The organism is Streptomyces tirandamycinicus (assembly GCF_003097515.1).
GTDB lineage: Bacteria > Actinomycetota > Actinomycetes > Streptomycetales > Streptomycetaceae > Streptomyces > Streptomyces tirandamycinicus.
In genome coordinates this window covers 7,264,458-7,289,495 of record NZ_CP029188.1, presented here as the reverse complement: position 1 = coordinate 7,289,495, position 25,038 = coordinate 7,264,458, and the positions used below count along the sequence as shown (strand labels likewise).

The 25,038-nt window shown below is 70.6% G+C and carries 16 protein-coding genes and 1 pseudogene; 14 read left to right on the top strand and 3 right to left on the bottom strand.

Going from position 1 to position 25,038, the window contains the following annotated elements; genetic code table 11:
* The first annotated feature begins 1,051 nt into the window (after positions 1–1,051).
* From DDW44_RS31550 to DDW44_RS31535, 4 genes and pseudogenes are all read left to right on the top strand, one after another.
* Positions 1,052–1,440 (top strand): annotated as a pseudogene (locus DDW44_RS31550) (fic family toxin-antitoxin system, toxin component).
* A gap of 551 nt (positions 1,441–1,991) precedes the next feature.
* Positions 1,992–3,230 carry a ParA family protein gene (locus tag DDW44_RS31545; protein WP_108908684.1) on the top strand — a complete coding sequence of 413 codons (1,239 nt, stop codon included), beginning with the start codon at positions 1,992–1,994 and terminating at the stop codon, positions 3,228–3,230.
* A complete protein-coding gene (locus tag DDW44_RS31540; RefSeq protein WP_108908683.1) occupies positions 3,227–4,366 on the top strand; it encodes a ParB/RepB/Spo0J family partition protein in 1,140 nt (379 codons plus the stop codon). Before DDW44_RS31545 ends, DDW44_RS31540 begins: the two co-directional genes overlap by 4 nt.
* Before the next feature lie 336 nt (positions 4,367–4,702).
* Positions 4,703–5,470, top strand: coding sequence for a DUF6008 family protein (locus tag DDW44_RS31535; RefSeq protein ID WP_108908682.1), 768 nt, complete (start codon positions 4,703–4,705; stop codon positions 5,468–5,470).
* A gap of 125 nt (positions 5,471–5,595) precedes the next feature.
* Here the strand turns inward: DDW44_RS31535 and DDW44_RS31530 are convergent, their stop codons facing one another.
* Together DDW44_RS31530 and DDW44_RS31525 are read right to left on the bottom strand one after the other, a co-directional pair.
* A complete protein-coding gene (locus DDW44_RS31530) occupies positions 5,596–7,119 on the bottom strand; it encodes a hypothetical protein (RefSeq protein WP_240800746.1) in 1,524 nt (507 codons plus the stop codon).
* Between the two features lie 688 nt (positions 7,120–7,807).
* Positions 7,808–8,755, bottom strand: coding sequence for a ScbA/BarX family gamma-butyrolactone biosynthesis protein (locus tag DDW44_RS31525; RefSeq protein ID WP_212766500.1), 948 nt, complete (start codon positions 8,753–8,755; stop codon positions 7,808–7,810).
* A gap of 113 nt (positions 8,756–8,868) precedes the next feature.
* Between DDW44_RS31525 and DDW44_RS31520 the strand changes: the two genes are divergently transcribed.
* The 3 genes from DDW44_RS31520 to DDW44_RS31510 all read left to right on the top strand — a co-directional run bounded on the left by DDW44_RS31520 (position 8,869) and on the right by DDW44_RS31510 (position 11,130).
* Positions 8,869–9,486, top strand: coding sequence for a ScbR family autoregulator-binding transcription factor (locus DDW44_RS31520; protein WP_208648032.1), 618 nt, complete (start codon positions 8,869–8,871; stop codon positions 9,484–9,486).
* Positions 9,487–9,563: 77 nt separating this feature from the next.
* Entirely contained in the window at positions 9,564–10,280 is a 717-nt protein-coding gene (locus DDW44_RS31515) for an HAD family hydrolase (protein ID WP_167455559.1), read from the top strand.
* Positions 10,281–10,377: 97 nt separating this feature from the next.
* Entirely contained in the window at positions 10,378–11,130 is a 753-nt protein-coding gene (locus tag DDW44_RS31510) for an SDR family NAD(P)-dependent oxidoreductase (protein WP_108908995.1), read from the top strand.
* A 52-nt stretch (positions 11,131–11,182) separates the two neighbouring features.
* Here the strand turns inward: DDW44_RS31510 and DDW44_RS31505 are convergent, their stop codons facing one another.
* The gene (locus tag DDW44_RS31505; RefSeq protein ID WP_208648031.1) at positions 11,183–11,803 is read right to left on the bottom strand and encodes a TetR/AcrR family transcriptional regulator; all 621 of its coding nucleotides are present in this window, start codon (positions 11,801–11,803) and stop codon (positions 11,183–11,185) included.
* Positions 11,804–12,203: 400 nt separating this feature from the next.
* Here DDW44_RS31505 and DDW44_RS31500 point away from each other — a divergent pair, with 400 nt between their 5' ends.
* The 7 genes from DDW44_RS31500 to DDW44_RS31470 all read left to right on the top strand — a co-directional run bounded on the left by DDW44_RS31500 (position 12,204) and on the right by DDW44_RS31470 (position 25,038).
* Positions 12,204–13,409, top strand: a complete 1,206-nt coding sequence (locus DDW44_RS31500; RefSeq protein WP_027734918.1) for an IS701 family transposase — start codon at positions 12,204–12,206, stop codon at positions 13,407–13,409.
* A 76-nt stretch (positions 13,410–13,485) separates the two neighbouring features.
* Complete coding sequence (locus tag DDW44_RS31495; protein ID WP_017949443.1) at positions 13,486–13,929, top strand: winged helix-turn-helix transcriptional regulator; 444 nt, start codon at positions 13,486–13,488, stop codon at positions 13,927–13,929.
* A gap of 103 nt (positions 13,930–14,032) precedes the next feature.
* Positions 14,033–15,010 carry a DUF1702 family protein gene (locus tag DDW44_RS31490; protein ID WP_108908678.1) on the top strand — a complete coding sequence of 326 codons (978 nt, stop codon included), beginning with the start codon at positions 14,033–14,035 and terminating at the stop codon, positions 15,008–15,010.
* Between the two features lie 104 nt (positions 15,011–15,114).
* Positions 15,115–16,101, top strand: coding sequence for a DUF1702 family protein (locus tag DDW44_RS31485; protein ID WP_026282123.1), 987 nt, complete (start codon positions 15,115–15,117; stop codon positions 16,099–16,101).
* Between the two features lie 56 nt (positions 16,102–16,157).
* Positions 16,158–18,008 (top strand): CRTAC1 family protein, encoded by a 1,851-nt coding sequence (locus DDW44_RS31480; RefSeq protein ID WP_108908677.1) that lies wholly within the window; start codon positions 16,158–16,160, stop codon positions 18,006–18,008.
* Between the two features lie 2 nt (positions 18,009–18,010).
* On the top strand, positions 18,011–19,153 hold the full coding sequence (locus DDW44_RS31475; protein ID WP_108908676.1) for an enediyne biosynthesis protein: 1,143 nt from the start codon (positions 18,011–18,013) through the stop codon (positions 19,151–19,153).
* Complete coding sequence (locus DDW44_RS31470) at positions 19,150–25,038, top strand: type I polyketide synthase (protein ID WP_108908993.1); 5,889 nt, start codon at positions 19,150–19,152, stop codon at positions 25,036–25,038. Before DDW44_RS31475 ends, DDW44_RS31470 begins: the two co-directional genes overlap by 4 nt.

The window sequence follows — 25,038 nt, the reverse complement described above, 5'->3', positions numbered from 1 at the left end:
GTGGCAGCCAGCCCCACGACGATGAGTTCGGCACTTCATGGACGAGTTGGAGGCCGATACTGTATCGCTGCGCGATACACAAGCGGGCGGCCCCGCTCCGCGGGGCCGCCCGCTTCCGCTCCGCGGAAGCGGACACGGCTCGCTCCGCTCCCCGAACCCGAGGATGGCTCGCTCCGCTCACCAACCACCCGCAGCACTCCACACCACGCAAGCGAAGCCCAGCACTCCACACCACCCAAACCACCACGCCCGCGCTCCGCGCGGGCGTACACAACGCTCCGCTGTGACAAACCGTCAAAGCCTTACTCCATACAGGCCATGACAGAACACCAGACCATCAGGCCGGCCACCCCCACTCCCATGCGCCGCTACCAGAACAGCAATGACAGGCCATCAAAAGCCTCATGTCGAAAGTCCGCACCCACACGCCGTAGAAGAAGGATGCATCAAAACAAAAAGCAGATAAGAACTGGACCACCACACACCATCATCTACCGCTCATCCAGGGTGCGGACGAGGCAGCCGCCCACCGGCGCACGGCTCCATCCATGCGAAGAAGGCACCCCTGGGATGATCTCCGCGTGGCCGACGTAATCACGGCAGCCAGCCGCAAGAGCACCCCCAAGAGGACCGGACCAAGGGCTCATGGCGCACTGGTCCACGAACCTCACAATGCACCAACCTCGCCCCACTACTCGGGGCGTCCAAGACCACAGCAAACTGCACCATCAACCATCTCCCCCTAAGCTCACCCTCCCTGACACCCCACCGACAACTTCACCGACAACCAAGAGTCACGCGGCATCCGACAGACCAAAGCGGTCAGCCGAAGCAGAGCCATCAGACCGTCAGCACGGGGGACCGCCGACACAAACTCGAACCTGCCCACAACCACCCAACGCCCATCTACCGTTCCGCTATCACCAGAGCGCTCAACGCGATACTCAGGATCTACCTCTCCCCCACCGCCCTCCGACACAGCCCACGTCACGCCCTGCCATCGGGCGACCAGCATCAGGCAGGCCAGCACACGCGGCACACGCACGGGTGCGTGTGCCGGAGAGTCCGCGCCGTCTATACCTCCCCGCCACCTCTTTCCTTGATCGAAGCAGCCGGAGCGGGCGACCCCGTCCCCGAGGACTACGGCGTGCCGGACGCGGCGGTCGCCCGCCACCAGGCCGAGTTGTTCGAGCACCCTGCCTACGGCGGTCCCTACGCCCGGGCGGCCGCGCTGGTGCACACCCTCAGCCGCTGCCGCTGGCTGGAGCGATCCAACCTCGCCGCGCAGCCGCCGCCGGCGGGATGTACCTGGAAGCCTCCGGCATCGCGGTCAAGCCCACCCGCCACGACGCCACCGCGCTCAAGGATCTGCTCCTGGATCCCACCTGCACGGCGAAGAAGATCGCCGCACTCCTGCAGGCCTGGCCCACCACCAGCTGACAGCGAGTGCACCAGTGGGGTGTCTGGTGGGACGAAACCCCTGGAGTGACTGTGAACTGCCGTGCCCGGCCCGTCAGGTCGGCCAGGTGACGTTCGCCAGCGGCTCGACCGGTTGAGGAGGTGTCCGGGGCGAGCGCCACAGGAGTCCGTATGCACTCCCTCTCCCCCGTCCATCGATCGCTTGCCCATCCGGGACCGGCTCACGACGACGTGCCAGACCGTTCTGCCTCTTGCCCGTGTCACCTCAGCCGTATGGCACCGACCGCTTGACGGGCCGTTCCATGGCCGAGCACCTGGTCTGCCCCAGGGTTCACAGCCTCAAGTTGGGGTCCGCTGCCTGGCGGCGGCAGGGGTGGGGAGCCGGCTGTCGTGCTCCGAGTGAGTGCTCATTACGTCGTAATACTCCGTTGCTCGAGGGTCGGCGATCCTGGGGGCGCTATTACGGCGTAATACGTGCCGGGTGCCCATTGTCGGCTCACCAGGCCCTGAAGTTGTGGCTTACTAACGTGTCGAAGCCGCAGAAGATCTTGAATGTTAGTAAGGTAGCGGCCATGACTTCGCCCTCATCCAGCGACCGGGAGAAGGTCGTCTCCAAGCTGCCCGCCGGGCTGCAGCAGGATCTGAAGATCCGCACAGCACAGCACGGCATCGACATCCAGCACGCGGTAGAGGCCGGCATCTCTGCCTGGCGCGGGCTGGGTGCGAATCGGTCCCCCATCGACACCGCCGGCGCCAAGTCGTTCTCCACCTGGCTTCCCCCGGGCCAGTGGGACGCGTTCAAGGGAGACTGCGAAGCCCGCGGTGTCTCCCTCGTCCAGGGCCTATCCCAGTCCGTGCAGGTCTGGCTGGACAAGAACCCGCCTCCGAACGTGCAGCGCCCCACGGTCGTCCGGCGCATCATCGTCTGCAACCAGAAGGGCGGAGTCGGCAAGACCGCCATCACTTCAGGGGCCGGCCAAGCCCTGGCCGAAGGGGCCGACCTGCTCCATCCGGTCCGTATCTCCAAGCACTTCGCCGCCCTCCTGAACGCGGATCAGCCCGGTTCGCCGCTCGACTACGAGGATCTGCCCGGGCCGGGGCTCCGGGTGCTGCTCGTCGACTTCGACCCCCAAGGCCATCTGACGAAGCAGACCGGACACGCGCCACTCCACCTCGACGGCGACAGTCTCACCAAGCACATGGCCGGCGAGCCCAAGGGAGATCTTCGCGACCTCATCGTCGAGGTCGAAGACCCCCGTTTCGGCGGCCGTCTCCATCTGCTGCCGGCCTGCACCGATGCGTTCCTGCTGGACGTGAAACTCTCCGGTGTCCGCGCCCGTGAGGCAGCCCTCGAGCGCGCCCTGTCCCCCATCGAGCACCATTACGACGTAATACTCGTCGACTGCCCACCCAGCCTAGGCCTCAGCATGGATGCCGCCGCCTTCTACGGCCGCCGCCGCCCCGGCGAGGAACCCGGCAACTCCGGCGTCCTCGTCGTGGTCCAGGCCGAGGACAGCAGCGCCGACGCCTACGCCCTGCTCACCTCCCAGATCGAGGACCTTCGCGGCGACATGGGCCTCGAACTCGAGTACCTCGGCATCGTCGTGAACCACTACGACGCCCGCCGCGGCTATATCGCCACCTCCTCCCTCGAGGCCTGGATGGCCATAAAGGACCCTCGAGTCGTCGGCGTCATCGGTGACCTGAAGGAGCAGAAGGAAGCCGTCCGGATGAAGCAGCCCCTGCTCGCCTACGCCCCTCGATGCGACCAGGCCGTGGCCCTCCGCGCGCTCGCACGGGAGATCTCATGACCAGCAAGGCCGCCAAGCTCGGAGCGGGCGCCTCCTTTCAGCAAGCACAACCCATCAGCTCCCGGCGCGCGGCCATCAACGCCGCTACGGCGGCCCCCACGGAAGGCGCGCCCCCACCGGTCACCCTTCCCGTCCGCGCCATCAGCCTCAACCCGGACAACCCGCGGACCGAGCTCGGCGATCTCACCGACCTTGCCGGCAGCCTCCGCGACCACGGGCAGAAGCAGGCCATCACCATCATGTCGCGCTTCACCTACCTCGAGGCCAACCCGACGCGTGAACGCGAACTGGAGCCAGGCACCAAGTACGTCGTGATCGACGGCAACTCCCGACTTGCCGCCGCACGAGAGGCTTCCTTGGACAGCATCAAGGTGATGCTCGACGACGACCTCGGCAAGAACCCCGACGAGCTCCTCGAGTCCGCCCTCGTCGCCAACATCCACCGACAGGACCTCAGCCCGCTCGACGAGGCCAAGGCCCTGCAACAGCTGCTCGGTGTCCACGGCACCCAGGAGGCCCTCGCCATCCGGCTCCATCGTTCCCAGGGCTGGATCTCACAGCGGCTCGCTCTGCTCACCCTCACTCCCGAGCTGAAGCACAAGCTCGAGGCGGGGGAGGAGCGCGCTGACCTTCTGCGCCTCGTCGGGCGGAAGAAGCCGGAGGAGCAGGCAGAGCACCTGCAGCGCCTCAAGGACAAGCGCTCACAGGAGAAGGCAGACAAGCAGGCCGGGGCGAGCGCCCGCCAGAGCACCGGAACGGGCGCATTGGCGGCGGAGCTCGGCTCTGCGGCGGTACCCGATGCGGCGCAGCGGACCGAAGAGCCGGCTCATTACGACGTAATAAGCTCCCCCGGCGAGGGCTCCGGCGCCCCGGAACACGCAGCGCCCGTGGTCACCGTGCCCGACCCACGTCCGGCACCGGCTCTCAGCCCACGGCAGGTCAAGATGCCGTGGGCTGACGGTGTCGCCAGTATGGACATCATCTTCGGCAAGGTCAGTGAACGAGAGCGTCACCGAATGATCGGGCGATACCTGGAGCTGCTCGGCAGCCCCGAAGCGTTCGTCGCCGACCTGACTGCCGCCGCCGGGCCGGAGTTTCGGCAGCAGGTGGTCGAACTTCTGCTGGAGAACCGGTAGGGCTCGGGGTGGCTCCGCGCTCACACCAGCGGTGGGGGAGTGGGGCGGACCTGTCCGAGACCGCTCGTCGGGGCCAGCCATTACGACGTAATAACCCTCCTGAAGGCCCGGTGCCTGGAGTCCCTGTGGTGCCTGCAGCGGTAGTGGCTGCAGGCGCCACAGGGACGGCGTCATACAGGGGCTGAGTCCGGCGCGCTCCGACTGCCGGAGGAGATGCGGGCGGCATCCCGCCGAAGTCCGCACGGCTGAAGTAGAGGACTCGGGACGCCCTTTCCTAGCGTCAGGGCTGGCACGGCGAAAGGCGTCGTCCGGTACGAACGTGGAGAAGGAGCGCACATGGAGCACCCGTCCGGTATGCACGGTATGGGAAGTGCTGTGTCGTTCGCGGACACCGCGGGCGCCGTCCTCTTCATCGCCTGGGCCGTGGCGATGTGGCTTGCCGTCGCCGTACTCGCGTATGCGAACCGGGGCCCGGTACGACCCTGGCTGTACAAGACGGCCGTGGGCCTGATCGGACTCGGAGTCGTCGGGCAGATCGGTCACTTCCAGGAGCATGTGGCCCAGGCCGCCTACTGGATCGCCAACCCCTACGCTCCGGCGTGGATGACCCCGTGGGCCCACAGTCTCGCCCGCGGCATGGGGCAGGTGGACATGACCAAGCCCTCGCTCGGCATGGAGATCCTGCACCTCACCGGAAACTTCATCTTCCTCGCCGGACTGGTCGGCATCGTGCAGATCACCCGGCGGGTCACCGGACACCTCAAGTCCCGCAAGTGGGCCAGGATGGGGGTCTGGATGCAGGGCATCCACGGTGTCGAGCACGTCGTGCTGACGCTTTCGGTCGCGCTGGGGGCCAGCCGCGCGATCGGCCTGTCCACCTGGTTCGGCCTGATCGAACCGGGACCGGCGCTGGTGACGTACCGGGTGTGGTGGCACTTCGTCGCCAACCTGATCGGTTCGGCCATCCTGGCCGTCTCCCTCTACCACCTGTGGAAGGAGAAGCGCATGGTCAAGGCCGGTTACGACGAGGCCGGGGCGGAGGAGCCGACGCCCGCCGGGCACGCACAAGCGGAGCGCGAGCCGGTGCTGGCAGGGCGCCCGTAGCGGCACAGGCCACGAGCGGCGGGGGGAAGCGCCGCTCGCGACGGCGATCGCGTCTGATCGTGGACGCGTCGCCGCCGGTTCGGCTGAGGTCGGCAAGGCCATGGCTTCTCCTGGTGACGGGGGACTCATGTGCCGGGCGGGTAGCGCTCCTCCCCGGGTGGCGAGGCCCCGGACTCCATACGGCATCGCCAGCACAGGCCGTGTGGGGCGGGGCGGCCGCAGGTGCCGTTCCGCCCCCGGCATCCGCTGCCGATCGAAGCGGTGGGTGCGGGTGGGGGTGCCGATGGCGTTGCCGAGCGGGTACGGCACTCCGCGCAGAGTCCGGCGCCGCCGGGCAGGTGGGGGCGCTCGCAGTCGGGGCAGTACTCCACGATCCGGGGGACGGCTGGGGGACGCCGCCCCGGGTCGTGGCCCAGGTCGTGGCCAGGTTCGTGGTGCGCGGCCGATCCGGCCCGGGTTCTGTGCCCGGCCTTCTCCCGGCGGGCCGAAGCCCGTTCGGCGACCGCTTCCCGGCAGGCGGAGCAGCGCGTACCGGTCGACCAGAGGACTCCCGATTCGCAGTCCGGGTCGGCGCAGCCCCAGCGGGGGAGTGCGACTCCCAGCAGCCAGCGTCCGGGGTCCCGGATGTCCGAGACGAGGGTCTGCGCGAGGCGCTGGGTGAGCCGTTCCCGAAGGCGGAGAACGCCGTAGCCGTCGTCGAGCTGCCTGGCGACCTCCCGTCCGATGCGGCGCTGCACGTAGGTGTTGACCTGGCAGAGCAGGGAGCGGACCGGCTCCAGCACGGAGTTGAGCCGGGGGCTGAAGGTCAGCTGCGGGCCCCTCCAGGAGGTCTGCCCGGTGTCCCGAGCGGTGGAAGTCGGCGGTGGGGCCGTGCCGTCCGCGCGCAGCGCGCGATCACCTGGGGCGTCCACCGGCGTCGCCTCGTGGGTGCGGTCGTTCGCGGCCTCTTCCACCGGTACCTCGCCTACGGCGGGTGAGACAGGCACGGCGTCGTTCTCGGGTCGGTCAGTCTTCAGGTCTTCCTTATACGCGAGCGATCGGTCACCAGCATCGGAACCCGATCGGTCATCAGGAGCGGGAGTTGGTACGGGGCGGCCATCGTGTACGAGGAAGAGATGACGCCCCTGGAAGCCTGCCCGGCGCCGTACGCTGATCCAGCCGGCTGCGACCAGTTCGTCGATGATGCGGCCCGCGGCCTCCGTGGTCAGCGCCGCTCCCGCGCGCCGGCCCGAGTGATGGCGCAGAAAGCCCGCGAGGGTGCGCTCGGTGAGGGGGATGTTCTGTGCGACGGCGTAGGAGATGACGACGTAGGCGCGCAGCAGGCGGGGCCGCAGCTGTTCGCTGGCGGCGACGGGCACCCAGATGAACCGCTCGGTCGGCCGCAGCGGGCGGACCATGCGGCGTGCCGTCGTTCCGCGGCCGCCGGGAAGGGAGCGGCGCCGGCTGTCGGGAAGTTCGACCACACCGTCGGGTGCTGTGGCGCGAAGCTGCGCAAGGCTGCGTTGCACGGTGGAGGCGGAGAAGCCGAGATACCCGGCGATGGTGGCGACGCCGGCCGTGCATCCTTCGGCGCGCAGTCCGAGGGCCTTGACCTTCATATAGACACTCAGCGCCGCGTCGGCGTAGTGAGAGCACTCCACGAGCCGCATCGGCACCTTCACCCGTCCGCGGGGGAGCGGAGCTGCAGTGGAAGGGCTCGTTCCGACCTGAGGATGGCGCGAATTGATCGGTAAGAAATCGGCACTATCCCGGCAATCCGCCCCATCGGCATGTCCGGAGGGCTGGAGAATCGCAGGGGATTGGTTCATCATGATGAGGTCTCCGTTTCGGATCTCGGGGCTGAGGTCTCCTCCTGATGCAAGAGCTGAGGAGTTGCTGAGGTCTCCATTTGGATCTCGAGGCTGAGGTGTCCTCCTGATGTAGGGGCTGAGTGCTCCTTCTGATGTAGGGGCTGCGGTCTCCTCTTGATCTAGAGGGTCCGTACGAGAATCACGTGAGCGTGAACTACGTGAGCGTGAAGCAGGAGATGAGGCCTCCGTGCGGGAGGCGTTGAAGAGGCCGCTTCTGCGGCTTCGTGGTTCTGGCAGAACCTGGTAGTACACGGTTCTGGGGTGGCACCCAGAACGGGCCTTCGCCCGTCGAGTTGGCAGCTCGGCGGGCGGTGTGACACTTGGCCTCGGTCCAGTGGTGGCTCACTGGTGGTCGGTCGGCGACGGTCCTCTCCGAGGGGATCAGTCGCCCAGGCCCTTTACATGACATCCTCCTTTTCCTCTCGATGATTCGGGCTGTGCCGGGATCGGGTTCGTTCCGCCCCGTCGTGAACGGGGGAGCGGCCGCTCAGAACGAGTCGATGTCCGCCAGCTCCGCAGTCGCGTTGAACGCGAAGGAATCCTTCTGAAGGGCGTTGACGCGGATCGTCCGGCGCGTGCCCGAGGACGAGGGGGCGTCCGTCGGCTCGGCCTCTATCCAGCACGGCTCGTCGAACTCGACGTAGTGGTTGAACGAGACGTCCATCGACACGGGCAGCACGGCGCCGGCCCGCGAAGGCCGGACGGCCTGCCCCGCCTGCCGCACCGATTCCAGGAGCAGCATGCCCGGAACGTGGTCGAGGGCGTGGTCGAAGAGGACCGGGTGGCTGGTGTCGACGCGGAGCTGCCAGCGCAGAGGCTCCGTGGCCGGCGAGAGCACGATGTCCTGCTTCCGCAGCCGGCCGACGGTGCTGCGCGATACGGGCTCCGGCGGCTTCGGGGCGCTGGCGAAGATCTCGTCGATGTCGCCTCGCCCGGGGCGCAGACGCTGGTACACGGCGGGTGAGTGGCTGCCGAAGCGAACGCTGGCCATAGCGAGCAGCGAGCCGTTGCGGACCGCCTCCAGGTGCATCGACATCGTGACCGGCAGCGAGCGGTGGTAGCGGATGTCCGAACAGGTCACGTGGAGTTCGACGTCCGCAGGGGTGTCCTCGATGCGCATGGCCTGGGGGTTGACGGCGAACTGCAGGCGCGACCAGGAGAGTTGGTGACCGAACGGAACCTGGTACGCGACGTGCGTCAGCAAAGTGCTGGACTGCCGGATCATCTCGCACAGCAGCAGAGGGTCGTACATCCCGTACTCGGGGACGTAGAAGGTGTGGCAGCGGGGCAGCTGCGCGGTGACGGTGAAGGCGTCGCGCCCGGCTTCGTTCCAGCCGGTCAGGAAGACCTCCGACAGAGCCGCCCGGTGCACGTACTCCCTGGCGACGGTGGTGGTGAGTGCAGGTCTTGCCGCGAGCTCTGTGATTGTCGGCATGCCTCTCCCCTGGGCGTGCGTATGTGTACCCCTATGTCCCCTACCGGGAACCGGGGTCGGGGGTTTAAAATATCGGTTGTTCGTTTTTTTTGTCGAGAGGGAGCACAACACCGATGGCCAAACCGCAGCAGGATCGAGCAGTGAAGACGCGGGAGGCCATCATCCTGGGGGCCGCCGAGGTCTTCGACGAATACGGGTTCAGAGGCGCCAGCATCAGCAAGATCATGAAGCGGGCCGGCGTCTCGCAGGGCGCGATGTACTTCCACTTCAAGTCGAAGGAGGACCTGGCGCGTGCCGTGATGACCGCGCAGCCCGACACCGTCGTCCCCCAGCTGGACGCGCAGGGACTGCAGCGCATCGTGGACATGACGTTCCTGTGGGCCTGGCAGATACAGCGTGACGTCCTGCTCCGCGCGGGGGTCCGGCTCACCAACGAGCAGGACGGCGTCACCGTGCGGGACGCGACGCCGTTCCTGGAATGGGCCCGGATCCTGGAGATCACCCTGAGGGGGTCTCAGCACGAGGGCGAGCTCAGGGAGTCGGTCGACGTCGGTCAGCTGGCCGAGTTCGTCGTCGGTGCGTGCACGGGGATGCAGATGTACGCGAACGCCGTGTCCGGGCGCCAGGACCTGCCCGACCGGACCGTGGCGATGTGGCGGATCCTCCTGCCGGGCATCGCCGACGAGCGGGTCGTGGAGTCCATCGACCTGAACGTGCACCGCTTCGCCTGATCGTGGCATCCTCGCCGGCGCCCCCTGAGCACACCTTCTCGTTCACTCCACCGTCCGTGACCGACTCAGGAGACCTGTTGCCTCTAGGACTTCGGCAGTTGCGGCTCGCCGCGCTCAACATCGACGGCGTGCTGCTGAACGACACCTTCAGTCCGGTCATCCATCGCTTCATCGTCAGCCGCGGTGGAGCCTACACCGCCGAGGTCGAGCGGCGGGTCTTCTCGCAGCCCCAGCACGTGGCGAGCGAGTACATGGCGCGCGTGGTAGGCGTGCCGATGACCGGGCCGGAAGCCCTCAAGGCGTACTTCGCCGAAAGGGACGCCCATGTGAGTGAACATCCGGTCCGGCTCCTTGACGGCGCGATCGAACTGGTGCAACGCCTGCGGAATCTGGGGCTGAGGACGATCTGCTACGGGGGTCTGGGCCGGGAGCACTTCGACCGCTTCCTCGGCGAGTGGGCCCACCTCTTCGACGGTCCGGCATACGTCTGCACCAACGACTTCCGTCCCGGCATCGAGGAGATCACGTCCGACGTGTTCGGTCTCGCCCGTACCCAGGCGGTGTTCATCGACGACGTGGCCCGGGTGGCGGAGAAGGCCAAGGAGCTCGGCGTGCCGTTCATCGGGCACCCGAGCGGCTTCGAGCACGGCTTCCAGCGCGAACTGATGCAGGAGGTGGGGGTGCGGCATCTCGTGGACTCGCTGCACCACATCGACGAGCCGATGCTGCGTGCCGTCGATGCCGAGGCCGCCGACGGCACGGTATGGGGCCCCTCGGCCGTCACGCCGGCGTGAACGGGCCGCACCGCACGCGCGGTTCCCGCTCGTCGTCCGTTTCTACTCATCAGGGGGCAAGACGTTGAACGAAGGTGCGGAAAGAGATGCCGGCGGTCTGCTGAGCGGCAAAGTCGCCATGATCACCGGGGCTTCCAGCGGGATCGGCGCGGCGGCGGCCCGGTTGTTCGCCGAGGAGGGGGCGGCGGTCGTCCTCATGGCGAGGCGTGAGGACCGCCTGAAGGAGATCGCCGACCAGATCGTCGCGAACGGGGGGCGAGCACTGGCGGCACCCGGCGACGTCGTGTTCGCCGAGGACGTGAGACGGGTGGTGGAAGCGGCTCTGGAGAGGTTCGGCCGGCTGGACGTGGCGTTCAACAACGCCGGGTGGGGCACGGTGGGCACCGATCTGCACGAAACCGACGACGCCGTGTTCGAGCAGGTGATGGACGTGAACGTGCGGGGGACGTGGAACTGCCTGCGCCATCAGCTCCCGGCGATGTTCCCCTCCGGGGAGGGCGCGGTCGTGAACACCGCCAGCACGGCGGGAGTGGTGGCGACCGTGGCGGGAGCGCCGTACGTCGCCGCCAAGCACGCGGTGATCGGGATGACGAAGGCCGCCGCGGCGCAGTACGGCGATCGCGGCATCCGGGTCAACTCCCTGGTCGTGGGCAGCACTCGGACCGAACTCCTCGACGGGGCGCTGGAGACCCACCCCCACCTGCAGGAGGTCTTCGTCTCGCGCCAGATACAGAAGCGGATGGCGGCCCCCGAGGAGGTTGCCCACGCCGCGCTCTGGCTCAGCAGCCCGCGCGCCTCCTTCGTCACGGGGGCCGCGATGGCCGTGGACGGCGGCCGGACCGCCGTGTAGCGAAGCGGCAGGCGGGCCGTCGGGCGGACGCGGTCGTCCGCCCGACGGCCCGTCAGCGCGCCCGTGTGCCCTCGGGCGGCGCACACGCCATGCGCGGCGCGTCCGGCCCCTCGGCGGACACGCCGACGAGCGCGAGGTGCCAGACCCGCTTGAGCTGGGCGACGGCGCTCTCGAAGGCGGGGTCCGAGCCCGTCCGGCTGCGCAGGTACGCCTCGGCCCCGTTCGTCAGATGCTCCACGAGCGTCGTGACGTCCGCGGGCAGGGCGTCCGTACGCAGCTGGCCGCATTCGTAGGCCCGGTCGAGCAGCCTCCGGACCGTCGGCAGCCACGCGGTCGACCAGGCGTCGGTGCCGGGACGCTCCCGGCTCAGGCGGATGGCGGAGCGCACCGAGGGCTCCTGCTCCATCAGCCTGGCCAGTTCGAGGGTCAGATCGACCACCATGCGCAGCGGCGGCGCCGGCTCGGCGGTCAGGAGGTCCAGCGCGCCGAGCGTCACCGAACGTCCCTCCTGCTGCACCGCGTCCGCGAGGTCCACCTTCGACGGAAAGTGGAACGTCACGGCGCCGATGGACATGCCGGCCACCGCGCTGATGCGCGACAGCGACGTCCCGTCGTACCCGTAGCGGTCGAACTCCTCCGCTGCCGCGTCGACCAGCGCCTGACGCGTGCGCACGGCCCTCTCCTGTCTCACCACACCGTCTCCCGAAGAGGGCTCTCGGCCACCGGACATGCGAGGACCTCGACTCCGGCCCGTCGGCGCACCGCCGGCGCGTCCCGAGGGGGACTGGCGTTCACTCTTCGCTCCAAGACTGTCGCTCCCTTTCTCCGGCGGCAAGGCGGAGTTGCCCAAGACGCTCCGGATAACGGCAGGTCACAGGGGTGGTGGGCGTGGCCGACGGGACGCCCCGGGGAGGTCTGCGGCGTACCGCCTGGGCGGGACGGCAGCGGGTGGCGGGAATGGACTTGGCGAAGTGCATCCGGCAACTCTCCTGAGTCGCAAAAAAAAGAGGTCGTTCGCTATTATTTTAGCCTGGTCGGCAGCCGCAGGCCGACAGCAGGGGAGGAAACTAGCCATGGGTGCGTACGCTCTGACGGCCACTCGCACATCGTTGCCGGTGTTCGCCGAGAGAATCTTCGAGTGCCTGCCACGGGTCGACCAGCGGCGCTGGGCTCAGGCCTACGTGCACAGCCTGCTGACCACCTCGGGCAAGAAGTCCGTGCGCCGCCTCGCGGCAGCGATCTCTTCTTCACCCGCCGCCTCGCAGTCGCTCCACCAGTTCGTCAACGCCAGCCCCTGGGACTGGATGCCTGTCCGGGCGGAGCTCACCAGATGGGCCGAGCAGCAGATGACCCCGCGCGCCTGGGTGCTCGGCCAGGCGGTCCTGCGCAAGCGCGGGGAGCACTCCTGCGGTGTGCACCGCCGGTTCCTGCCGTCCACGGGCCGCTCGGTCACGTGCCAGCTGGGCGTCGGGGTCTTCCTCTCCTCCTACGACCAGGCCGTGCCCGTCGACTGGCGCCTGCTGCTTCCCGGTTCGTGGACGAAGGACCCCGAGCGCCGTCTGCGAACCCGCATCCCCGACGAGATCGGCCCCCGCTCCGTCGAGCAGCACGCCCTCGACCTCGTCGACGCTCTCGGCGCCGCGAGCCGGACCGCGCCCCTGCCCGTCGTCGCCGACCTGGAGGCGGTCGGCGGAACCAGCGCGGAGGCCCTGGTGCGGGGACTCGCCCTGCGGGGACGCGACTTCGTGGTCGCCGTCCCGGACACCCTCCAGGTCACCGTCGGCCGCCATCTGCGGCTGCAGCGTCCCCACGGGGGCGACGGGCAGGGCCTGGTGCTCTCCGCCCGCAGCCTGTTCGAGTTCGACGCGGGCACCCTGACCCGGATGGAGAGCGTGGCCCCCTGGGACGGACGGGGCCGCCGCACCACCGTCATGTCGAGCTTCGTACGGCTGCCCCAGCGCGGCGCGAACGGCGACCGGATCCACCGCACCTACCGGCTGCTGGCCACCCGGTCCGACAGCGGCCGGCGCACCCTCCAGTTGTGGCTGACCAGCCTCACACACACCCGGACGGAGTCGCTGCTCGCGCTGACGCGGACACTCGGGCAGGCGGGGCGCTCGGTGCGGGAGATGTCCGACGAGTTCGGTCTGCTCGACTTCGAGGGCCGCTCGTACCCGGGCTGGCACCACCACATGTCACTGGTCTCCGCGGCGTACGCCTACAGCCGCATCGAGCGGCGTCCCACCGGGGGCGGGGAGAGGATGCTGGCCGCCGCCTGAGCGGCCGGGCGGGCGCCCCGACGACTTCGCCACTTCGAGTTCCTTCACGCAACTCGTCGAGCCCTAGAGTGAGCGCATGCTGAGACACACGTACGCGGGACAGGACTGCAGCCTCGCCCGGTCCCTGGAGGTCATCGGCGAGCGCTGGACCCTGCTGATCATCCGTTCGGCGCTGCTCGGCACCACCCGCTTCGACGGGTTCCTCTCCCACCTGGACATCGCCCGCAACGTGCTCGCCACCCGGCTGGCCCGGCTGGTCGAGCACGGCGTGATGGAGCGGGTGCCGTACCAGGACAAGCCCGTGCGGCACGAGTACCGGCTCACCCCCGCCGGCCGCGATCTGACCCGGGCCGTGATCGCCCTGATGCAGTGGGGGGACCGCAATCTGCCGCAGGAGCTCGGGCCGCCGCGCCGCGCCGACCACGTGGGCTGCGACGGCCCCGTCCACGTCGAGCTGCGCTGCGCCCAGTGCGGGCGCGCCGTGCACGACGAGGAAGTGGACGTGCGCCGCAACCGCTGAACACCTCACCGGAGCGCACACGCGAAGATGCCGCGCGCCGCCCGGTTCGCCCACGATGGCTCCTCCCGCCGCCGGCCGTAGCGGCGCACAAGAGGAGGCGCCCGTGCCCGCACTGGGAGCGCTGCGCAGGCTGATCATGGCCCCGTCCCTGGACGACGTGAGTTTCGCCGGGCGCGGCTTCCCCGTCGAGCCGGACGAGCGCACACGGCAACTGGAGGCCGTGCCGCAGGCGGTCGTCACCGGCTTCGAGTGGGGCATCGAGGACAAGGACCTGGCCACCACCGAGCGCCGGCTCGCACTCGTCGACCCGCTGAACAGAGGTTTCGCCTACGAGGGCGCCACCATGGCCTGCGCGGTCCGCGACGCCATGGGCCCGAACCGGCACCGCACCCGCGACCTGCTGCGGGGCGGCGGCAGACCGCACATCTTCCTCAACTACATCGGTATCGGCTTCGCCATGGCCAAGCTGCCCAGGCCGCTGTGGAAGAAGGTGGTGCCCGACCTGACCGAGCCCGGCCTCTACCCGGCGATGAGCTGGCTGTGCGTCGACGGCTACGGCTTCGACCGGGCCTACTTCGACACCGGCACCTGGGTCGGCGGGCAGCGCATGGACGCGCCGTACGACTGGGACCAGGACCCCTCGTACTGGCAGCGCGCCTTCGACCAGGGCGTCGGCCGCGCGCTGTGGTTCATCCACGGCGGACACGCCGGCAACGTGTCCGCTGCCGTGCGAGCGTTCGCCGGCGACCGGCAGGCGGACCTGTGGAGCGGTGTCGGGCTGGCCGCCACCTTCGCCGGCGGCAGCACGGCGGCGGACCTGGCCGGGCTGCGCGAGGAGGCGGGGGCGCTCGCCGGGCACCTCGCCCAGGGCGCGGTCTTCGCGGCCAAGGCACGCCACCACGCCGGGTTCGTCCCCGAGCACAGCGGCGCCGCCGTGCACGCGTTCACGGGGCTCTCGGTCGACGCCGTCGCACGACTCGCCGACGACTGCTCGGCCACCGCTCCCGAGAACGGTGTGGGACCCGCCTACGAGGTCTGGCGGCGGCGGGTGCGCACGCGCCTGAGCACCGCCGTTGTGTGAGCACCGCCGTTTGAGCACATCTGAAGTAGACGCCCCTCCCGGCCTCCTGGCTAGATTCGATTCGCCGGGGTATTTCAGGGATTCGAGAGGGGCGGTTTTCTGCCGTGTCCAGTGTTTTTGGCGCACTCCGCCGCCGATTGCTCACGCCTCCTATTTCCGAGACGACCATGGAAGTACGTGGATTCCATGTGAAGAACGCGGAAGCAAAGGCACGGCTCGAGTACATCGGTGAGGTGTTTCTCAGAGGATACGCGTACGCCGTGGAAGCGGCTTCCCCCGCGGAGGCGGAGGAACTGCTGGAGAACGTCCCGAGAGACATGCGCGGCTTCGCCTACGAGGGTGCCGGCATGGGCGCGGCGGTGTACGACTCGCTGCCCGGGCACGGCGGCCGCCTGGAGGGGCTGCTGGCCGGCGAGGGCCGCCACCACGACTACATGATCTACGTCGGCATCGGCTGGGCGATGGCCCGCCTGCCGAAGCCCCTGTGGCCCGACATCCGCACCACCGACCCGCTGCTGCGCTGGCTGGCACTGGACGGATACGGCTTCCACCAGGCGTACTTCAAGACCGGCGCCTATGTGCGCACCCCCGAGACCCAGCACCCGTTCCGCTGGAACGGCGGGCACAACCACTACACGCTCAACGCCATCGACCAGGGCATAGGCCGCGCTCTGTGGTTCGTCGGCGGCACCGATCCCGAGGTCGTCACCGACCTGATCCGCGCCTATCCCGAGCGGCGCCACGGCGACCTCTACGCGGGCGCCGGACTCGCCTGCGCCTACGCGGGCGGCGTGAGCGAGGACGAGCTCGCGCGCTTCGCCGAGAGCGCGGGCCGGCACCGCTGGGCGCTCGCCCAGGGGTCCGCGTTCGCCACCGAGGCGCGCGTCAAGGCGGGCACGGTCATCGACCACACGCATCTCGCGGCCCGTGTCGTGTGCGGCACGACGGCCGAGCGGGCGTCCCGGGTGTGCCGGGACACCCGGCCCCAGGCGCCCGGCGGGGGAGCGGCCCCGGCCTACGAGACCTGGCGGCGCGACATCGCCGCGGAACTCGCTTCAGACTCGCTCATCTCGAAAGGTGCCGACCAGTGACGGTCACAAAGAACTGGCTCCGCAGGAATTCACCGGGAATCGTCGCGCTCGCCCTGATGGTGGGCACGTTCTACGCCGTCCGGCTGCCCGAGTCCTCGGCCTCCGAGGTCAACAAGCTGGCGAAGAATTTCGCATTCGAGCCGATGTCCATAGCCATGCCCGCCGGATTCCCCAAGCAGGAGGTGCGGAAAGTCAACAAGGCGTACGAGCACATCGACGCGTGGATCTCCTCGGTCGGCGCGGGCATCGCGGTCAACGACCTCGACGGCGACGGGCTGGCCAACGACCTGTGCGTGAACGACGTGCGGATCGACCAGGCCGTGGTCACCCCGGCGCCGACCCGGAAGGACGCGTACGCGCCGTTCGCCCTGGACCCGGCGCCGCTGGGCACCAGCACGACCATGGCGCCGATGGGCTGCATGCCCGGCGACTACGACGAGGACGGCCGCATGGACCTCCTCGTCTACTACTGGGGCCGTACGCCGATCATCTTCGTGAACAAGGGAGAGAAGGGGAAGCCGCTGACCGCGGCCTCCTTCACGGCCACCGAGCTGCTGCCGGGCAAGTCCGGAAGGACGTACACCGGCCCGCTGTGGAACTCCAACACGGCCGCGGTCGCCGACTTCGACGGCGACGGCCACAACGACGTCTACATCGGCAACTACTTCCCCGACAGCCCCGTCCTCGACCCGTCCAAGGACGGCGACGTCACCATGAACGCGTCGCTGTCGCACGCCCAGAACGGCGGCGGCGGCCACTTCTTCCGGTGGACCGAGGACGGCTACGAGAAGACCGACGGCGCCCTCCCGCAGAACCTGAACAAGGGCTGGTCGCTCGGCGCCTCCGCCGCCGACCTCGACGGCGACCGGCTGCCGGAGATGTTCCTCGCCCACGACTTCGGCACCTCGGCGCTGCTGCACAACACCTCCACCCCGGGGAAGATCAGGTTCTCCGAGGTCAAGGCCGTGCACAGCGGCACCGTCCCGAAGTCCAAGGAACTGGGCCGCAGCTCCTTCAAGGGCATGGGCGTCGACTTCGGCGACCTCGACCACGACGGCATCTACGACATGTTCGTCAGCAACATCACCACGTCCTTCGGCATCCAGGAGTCGAACTTCGCCTTCCTGAGCGACGCCGGCTCCCGTCCCGAGCTGCAGGGCCGCTTCAAGAAGGGCGAGGCCCCGTACACGGACAAGTCCACCGACCTGAAGCTGGCCTGGTCCGGCTGGGGCTGGGACGTGAAGATGGGCGACTTCGACAACAACGGCGACCTGGAGATCACCCAGGCCCTCGGCTTCGTCAAGGGCAAGAACAACCGCTGGCCGCAGCTGCAGGAGCTCGCCACCGCCAACGACGCCCTCGTCCCCAACCCCGTGTGGTGGCCGAACGTCAGGCACGGTGACGACATCGCCGGCAGCCAGCGCATGCGGTTCTTCGCCAAGGACCCCGGCACCGGCGAATACCACAACCTCTCCGGCGCCCTCGGCATCGGCGAGCCCGTCCCGACCCGGGGCCTGGCCACCGGCGACGTCGACGGCGACGGACGCCTCGACCTGGCGGTCGCCCGCCAGTGGGGCGAGCCGGTCTTCCTGCACAACGTCGCCGAGGCCACCGGCTCCCACCTGGGCCTGAAGCTCACCCACCCGGACGGAGCGCCCGTGGTCGGCGCGGAGGTCCGCGTCCAACTGCCCGACGGCACCGAGCGCGTCACCCGTCTCGACGGCGGCGGCGGCCACTCCGGCAAGCGCAGCACCGACGTCCACATCGGCCTGGGCAAGGACGTCCGGGGCTCCGTCCCGGCCGTGATCACCTGGCGCGACCGAACCGGTGAGGTCCACGAGCAGAAGCTGAAGCTCACGCCGGGCTGGCACAGCCTCGAGCTGGGCACCGAGGTCAAGGAGAAGTGACGATGTCCGCAACGAAGACCGCCGCCGCCCCACGGCACAACCCGAAGGTCACGACCGCGCTGCGCCGGTTCGCGATCTCCATCTCCGTGCTCAACATCTTCGGCTACACCGTCCTCGGCTTCGAGCAGCCCTGGTCCTGGCCGTTCATCGCGCTGGCGACCGCCTACACCGTCGAGATCGTCCTGGAGCTCTTCGGGGCCCGCGCCGAGGGACGCGCGCCGCGCTTCGCCGGCGGCGGGTTCAAGGGCCTGGTCGAGTTCCTCTTCCCCGCCCACATCACCGCCCTCGCGGTGAACATGCTCACCTACGTCAACGACCTCGTATGGGTGATGGTGTTCGGCGTGATCGTCGCCGTCGGCACCAAGTGGGTGCTGCGCGCCCCGGTCAAGGGCCGCCTGCGGCACTTCATGAACCCGTCGAACTTCGGCATCGCCGTCATCCTGCTGCTCTTCCCGTGGGCCTCGATCGCCCCGCCGTACCACTTCACCGAGTACCTCGACGGCGGCTTCGACTGGCTGGTGCCGGCGATCATCATCGTCCTGGGCACGATGCTCAACGCCAAGCTCACCGAGCGCATGTGGCTCATCTTCGCCTGGGTCGGCGGCTTCGCCCTCCAGGCGATCGTCCGCGGCCTGCTGTTCGACACCTCCATACTCGCGGGCCTGGCGATGATGAGCGGCGTGGCGTTCGTGCTCTTCACCAACTACATGATCACGGACCCCGGTACGACCCCGTCCACGAAGTGGGGGCAGATCGCCTTCGGCGGAGGCGTCGCCGCGCTGTACGGCGTGCTGACCGCGATGAGCGTCGCCTACGGCCTGTTCTTCGCCACCGCACTCGTCTGCGCCGTCCGCGGGGCGTTCCTGTGGACCGCCGACATCGTCTCCAGGAAGCGGGCCGAGGAGGCCCTCGCCCTCGCCGCCGTCACCCGGTCCGTCACCGAGGCCGACGCCGCCGCCGAGACCGCCGGCACCGCCGGCACCGCCGCGTGCGCGTGCCCCCCGGGCGCCTGCGCCTGCCCCGCCCCGGCCGCATCCGGGTCCGGGTCCGCAACTCCGGCGTGCGCGTGCCCCGAGGGGGCCTGCGCCTGCCCCGCCCCGGCGTCCGCCGAGGCCGAGACCAAGAAGATCCCGGTGCCCGCATGACCAGAATCGCCATCGTCGGCATGGCCTGCCGCTACCCCGACGCCACGAACCCGAACGAGCTGTGGGACAACGCCGTCGCCGGACGGCGCGCGTTCCGCCGCCTGCCCGACGTCCGGATGAACCTGGACGACTACTGGGACGCCGACCCGGCCACCCCCGACACCTTCTACGCCCGCAACGCCGCGGTCATCGAGGGCTACGCGTTCGACCGCGTCGCCCACAAGATCGCGGGCAGCACCTTCCGGTCGACCGACCTCACCCACTGGCTCGCCCTCGACACCGCCGCGCGGGCACTCGCCGACGCCGGGTTCCCCGGCGGCGAGGGCCTGCCGCGCGAACGCACCGGCGTCGTCGTCGGCAACACCCTCACCGGCGAGTTCTCCCGCGCCAACGTGATGCGGCTGCGCTGGCCGTACGTCAGGCGGGTGATGGCAGCGGCCCTCAAGGGCCAGGACGACTGGGACGAGTCCCGGATCGCGGAGTTCCTCGACGACGTCGAGACCGCGTACAAGGAGCCGTTCCCGGCCATCGACGAGGACACCCTCGCCGGCGGGCTCGCCAACACCATCGCCGGCCGGATCTGCAACCACTTCGACCTGAACGGCGGCGGCTACACCGTCGACGGCGCCTGCTCCTCCTCGCTGCTGTCGGTGACCACCGCCGGAACCTCGCTGCTGAACGGCGACATCGACGTCGCCGTCGCGGGCGGCGTGGACCTGTCGATCGACCCGTTCGAGATCATCGGCTTCGCCAAGACCGGCGCGCTCGCCAAGGGCGAGATGAAGCTGTACGACCGCGGCTCCAACGGCTTCTGGCCGGGCGAGGGCTGCGGCATGATCGTGATGATGCGGGAGGAGGACGCACTCGCCGCCGGCCACCGCGTCTACGCGACCATCGCGGGCTGGGGCGTGTCCTCCGACGGCCAGGGCGGCATCACCCGCCCCGAGGTCAGCGGCTACCAGCTGGCGCTCAGCCGCGCCTACGAACGGGCCGGATTCGGCATCGAGACCGTCGGGCTGTTCGAGGGGCACGGCACCGGCACGGCCGTCGGCGACGCCACCGAGCTCACCGCCCTCATGGGCGCGCGCCGCGCCGCCGACCCCGACGCCGCTCCCGCCGCCATCACGTCCATCAAGGGGATGATCGGCCACACCAAGGCCGCCGCGGGCGTGGCCGGGCTGATCAAGGCGGCCATGGCCGTCAACCACCAGACCCTCCCGCCGGCCATCGGCACGGTGGACCCGCACGAACTGCTCACCGACGAGAAGGCCGGCCTCAAGGCCCTGCGCAAGGCGGAGACCTGGCCCGACGGCGCGCCCCGACGGGCCGGTGTCACCGCCATGGGCTTCGGCGGCATCAACACCCATGTCGTCCTCGACGAGCCCGCCGGCAGGCGGCGCACCGCGCCCAGCCGGCGCTCCGCCGGCCTGGCCCACGCACCGCAGGACGCCGAACTGCTCGTCGTCGACGGCGACTCGCCGAAGGCGCTGCGCGCCCGGCTCGCCGAGGTCGCCGCCTTCGCCGCCCGGGTCTCCTACGGCCAGGTCGCCGACCTCGCCGCCACCCTCCAGCGCGAACTGCGCGGTCTGCCGCACCGCGCGGCGGTCGTCGCCACCTCCCCGGAGGACGCTGAGCGCCGCCTGACGCACCTGGCCGACCTGCTGGACTCGGGCGAGACCGCGTACACCGCCGCGGACGGCCGCAGCCTGCTGGGCCGGGCCTCCGGCCGCGCCCGCGTCGGCTTCCTCTTCCCCGGCCAGGGCTCCGGCCACGGCACCGGGGGAGGCGCACTGCGCCGCCGCTTCCCCGAGGCCGCGGAGGTCTTCGACCGGGCCGGGCTGCCCACGAGCGGCGACATGGTCGCCACCGACGTGGCGCAGCCGCGCATCGCCACCGGCTCCGCGGCGGGCCTGCGCGTCCTGGACTCGCTCCGCCTGGAGGCGACCGTCGCCGTCGGGCACAGCCTCGGCGAGCTCTCCGCCCTGCACTGGGCCGGGGCCCTCGACGAGGAGACGCTGCTGGAGGCGGCGCGGGTGCGCGGGCGGGCCATGGCCGAGCACAGCGCCTCGGGCACCATGGCCTCGCTCGGCGCGGACCCCGAGCGGGCCGGTGAGCTCATCGCCGGCCTCGGTGCCGTCGTCGCCGGGTACAACGGCCCCGAGCAGACGGTGGTCGCCGGCCCCGTCGAGGACATCGAGGAGGTGCGGCGCCGCGCCGAGCGGGCGGAGGTCGCCTGCACGCGCCTGAACGTCTCGCACGCCTTCCACTCGCCGCTGGTCGCCGACTCCGCCTCGTCGTTCGGTGCCTGGCTCGCCACCGCGCGCCTCGGCCGGGTGCGCGGCCGGGTCCTGTCCACCGTCACCGGCGGGGAACTGGACGCCGGCACGGACCTGGCGGCGCTGCTCACACGGCAGATCACCGGGCCGGTCCGCTTCACCCAGGCGATGGGCGAGGCCGCCGGGCACGTCGACCTGTTCGTCGAGGTGGGCCCCGGCCGGGTGCTCAGCTCCCTCGCCCGGGCCACCACCGGCGTGCCCGTCGTCGCACTGAACACCGACGACGAGTCGCTGAGGAGCGTCCTGCAGGTCGCCGGCGCCGCGTACGTCGCCGGCGTGCCCGTCGCGCTGGAGCGGCTGTTCCAGGACCGGCTCATCCGGCCCCTGGAGGTCGGCCAGGAGTTCTCGTTCCTCGCCAGCCCCTGCGAGCAGGCACCGCGCGACGTGCCGCCGGCCGGGCGCCGGCCGCGTCCCGCCGGCGAGGCCCCGGCCGCGGCCGCGGAGTCCGCTCCGCGGGCGGAGCGGGCGGCGGAGCCGGAGCAGAACGCGGGCGCCGAGCGGGCGCCCGCCGCCGGGCCGGCCGCCGAGGACGGTCCCGACCCGCTCGACGTACTGCGCACTCTCGTCGCCGAGCGCGCCGAGCTGCCCGCCGAACTCGTCGACCCGGACAGCCGGCTCCTCGACGACCTGCACATGAGCTCCATCACCGTCGGCCAGATCGTCAACCAGGCGGCGTCCCGCCTCGGGATCGCCGCGGCCCGGGTGCCGACGAACTTCGCCACCGCCACCCTGGCCGAACTGGCCGAGGCGCTGCAGACCCTGGCCGGCACCGGCGGTACGGAGGAGGAGCCCGCCGCCCCGGTCGTCGCGGGCGCGGCACCCTGGGCCCGGCCGTTCGCCGTGGACCTCGACGAGGTCGCCCGGCCGCACGCCGCGGCCGACGGCGCCGACGGCCCCTGGGAGCTCTTCGGCTCCGCGGACCACCCGTACGCCGAGCGGCTGCGCGAGCGGCTCGCCGGCGCGGGCGTCGGCGCGGGCGTCCTGGCCGTGCTGGCCAAGGACTGCGCGCGGCAGGAGGTGGAGCGGGTGCTGGCCGCGGCCAGGAGCGCGCTCGCCGGGGACCGCGAGCGGCGCTTCGTACTGGTCCAGGACGGCCGCGGCGCGGCGGGCCTGGCCAAGACCCTCCACCTGGAGGCCCCGCACCTGCGCACCACCGTGGTGCACACGCCGGTGACCGGCGACGCGGTGGAGCGGATCGTCGCCGAGGTGGCGGCGACCGGACGGTTCTCGGAGGTCCACTACGACGAGGCCGGTACGCGCCGCGTACCGACGCTGCGGGCCCTGCCCGTCGCACCGCACCGCACCGACGAGCCGCTGGACGCCTCCGACGTCCTGCTGGTGACGGGCGGCGGCAAGGGCATCTCCGCGGAGTGCGCCCTGGCCGTGGCCCGCAGGACCGGCGCGAAGCTGGCCGTCCTCGGCCGCTCCGACCCGGCGCGGGACCGCGAACTCGCCGACAACCTCGACCGGATGCGCGACGGCGGCGTGCGGGTGCACTACGCGCGTGCCGACGTCACCGTCGCCCGGGAGGTCTCGGCGGCCGTCGCCGAGCTCCGGGCGGAACTCGGGCCGATCACCGGTCTGCTGCACGGCGCCGGACGCAACGAGCCGGGCCCGCTGACCGGTCTGACCGCCGAGGACTTCGAGCGGACCTTCGGCCCCAAGGTCGACGGCCTGCGTACGGTCCTCGACGCGGTCGGCGCGGGCGGGCTGAAGCTGCTGGTCACCTTCGGCAGCATCATCGGCCGGGCGGGCCTGCGCGGCGAGGCCCACTACGCCACCGCCAACGAATGGCTGGCGGACCTCACCGAGGACATCGCACGCGCCCACCCGGGCATCCGGGCCCGCTGCATGGAGTGGTCGGTCTGGTCCGGCGTCGGCATGGGCGAGAAGCTCTCCGTCGTCGAGTCGCTCTCCCGCGAGGGCATCGCCCCGGTCTCGCCCGACCAGGGCGTGGAGATCCTGCTGCGCCTGATCGAGGACCCGGACGCGCCCGTGGTCACCGTCATCAGCGGCCGGACCGAGGGAATCGACACGGTCCGCCGCGACCTGCCCGCGCTGCCGCTGCTGCGCTTCACGGGCAACCCGCTGGTGCGCTACCACGGCGTCGAACTGGTCACCGAGATCGAACTCAACGCCGGTACCGACCCGTACCTTGCCGACCACCTGCTCGACGGCAATCTGCTGCTGCCCGCGGTCATCGGCATGGAGGCGATGACCCAGGTCGCCGCCGCGGCCGCCGGACGCACCGGGACCGCCCCGGTCATCGAGGGCGCGAAGTTCCTGCGGCCCATCGTGGTGCCGCCGAACGGCAGCACCCGCATCCGGATCGCGGCGACCGTCACCGCCACCGACACCGTCGACGTCGCCATCCACGCCGAGGACACCGGGTTCGTCGCCGAGCACTTCCGGGCACGGCTGGTCTTCTCGGACGCCGAGGCGCCGGACGGCCCGCCGCTGCAGGCTCCGGACGACACCCCCGTCGTCCCGCTGGACCCGGCCACCGACCTGTACGGCAGCGTCCTGTTCCAGGGCGCACGCTTCCAGCGGCTGCGCCGCTTCCACCGGGCCGCCGCCCGGCACGTGGACGCCGAGGTCGCCGTCCAGCAGCGGCCCGAGGGCTGGTTCGCGGGCTTCCTGCCCGGCGAACTGCTGCTCGCCGACCCGGGCATGCGCGACGCCCTCATGCACGGCAACCAGGTGTGCGTCCCCAACGCCACACTGCTCCCCTCGGGCGTGGAGCGCATCCACACCCTCGGCGCCGGGGACCACGTCCCCGCCACGCTGCGGTACACCGCGGTCGAGCGCAGCCGCGACGGCGACACCTACGTGTACGACATCGCGGTGCGCGACGAGCACGGCACCGTCGTCGAACGCTGGGACGGCCTGACCCTGCACGCCGTGCGGAAGACCGACGGGTCCGGCCCGTGGGTCGCCCCGCTGCTCGGCCCGTACCTGGAGCGCTCGCTGGAGGACGTCGTCGGCAGCCGTGTGGCCGTCGCTGTCGAGCCGCACGGCGACGCCCCGGCCGGCTCGGTCTCCCAGCGCCGCGGCTTCACGGCGGACGCGGCGGCGCGGGCCCTGGGCGGCCCGGCCGCGGTCCGGCACCGCCCGGACGGGCGGCCGGAGCTGGACTCCGGCCGGCACCTGTCGATGTCGGCGGCACACGGTCTGGGGGTCACCCTCAGCGTGGTCTCCGACACCGAGGTGGCCTGCGACATCGAAGCCGTCAGCATGCGCCCGGCCGACGAGTGGCGCGGGCTGCTCGGGGACCACGCGCCCGTCGCCGAACTGGTCGCCGAGGAGACCGGGGAGGCGCCGGACACCGCCGCGACGCGCGTGTGGGGGGCCGTGGAGTGCCTGCGGAAGGCCGGCATCATGGCCGGCGCGCCGCTGACGGTGCTGCCGCGCCGGGAGGACGCCTGGGTGGTCTTCGCCGCCGGCGACCTCCGGATCGCGACGTTCGTCACCGCGCTGCGCGATGCCCTGGAGCCCGCCGTCTTCGCCTTCCTCACCCGTGAAACCCCTCTCGCCGAAGGGCGGTCCTGA

Excerpts from the sequence above, each read along its gene's own strand:
- DDW44_RS31495 (WP_017949443.1), top strand. The coding sequence starts at position 13,486 with ATGCTGAGACACACGTACGCGGGACAGGACTGCAGCCTCGCCCGGTCC.
- DDW44_RS31475 (WP_108908676.1), top strand. The coding sequence starts at position 18,011 with ATGTCCGCAACGAAGACCGCCGCCGCCCCACGGCACAACCCGAAGGTC.
- DDW44_RS31500 (WP_027734918.1), top strand. The coding sequence starts at position 12,204 with ATGGGTGCGTACGCTCTGACGGCCACTCGCACATCGTTGCCGGTGTTC.
- DDW44_RS31540 (WP_108908683.1), top strand. The coding sequence starts at position 3,227 with ATGACCAGCAAGGCCGCCAAGCTCGGAGCGGGCGCCTCCTTTCAGCAA.
- DDW44_RS31535 (WP_108908682.1), top strand. The coding sequence starts at position 4,703 with ATGGAGCACCCGTCCGGTATGCACGGTATGGGAAGTGCTGTGTCGTTC.
- DDW44_RS31525 (WP_212766500.1), bottom strand. The coding sequence starts at position 8,755 with ATGCCGACAATCACAGAGCTCGCGGCAAGACCTGCACTCACCACCACC.
- DDW44_RS31520 (WP_208648032.1), top strand. The coding sequence starts at position 8,869 with ATGGCCAAACCGCAGCAGGATCGAGCAGTGAAGACGCGGGAGGCCATC.
- DDW44_RS31480 (WP_108908677.1), top strand. The coding sequence starts at position 16,158 with ATGGTGGGCACGTTCTACGCCGTCCGGCTGCCCGAGTCCTCGGCCTCC.
- DDW44_RS31530 (WP_240800746.1), bottom strand. The coding sequence starts at position 7,119 with ATGCGGCTCGTGGAGTGCTCTCACTACGCCGACGCGGCGCTGAGTGTC.
- DDW44_RS31545 (WP_108908684.1), top strand. The coding sequence starts at position 1,992 with ATGACTTCGCCCTCATCCAGCGACCGGGAGAAGGTCGTCTCCAAGCTG.
- DDW44_RS31470 (WP_108908993.1), top strand. The coding sequence starts at position 19,150 with ATGACCAGAATCGCCATCGTCGGCATGGCCTGCCGCTACCCCGACGCC.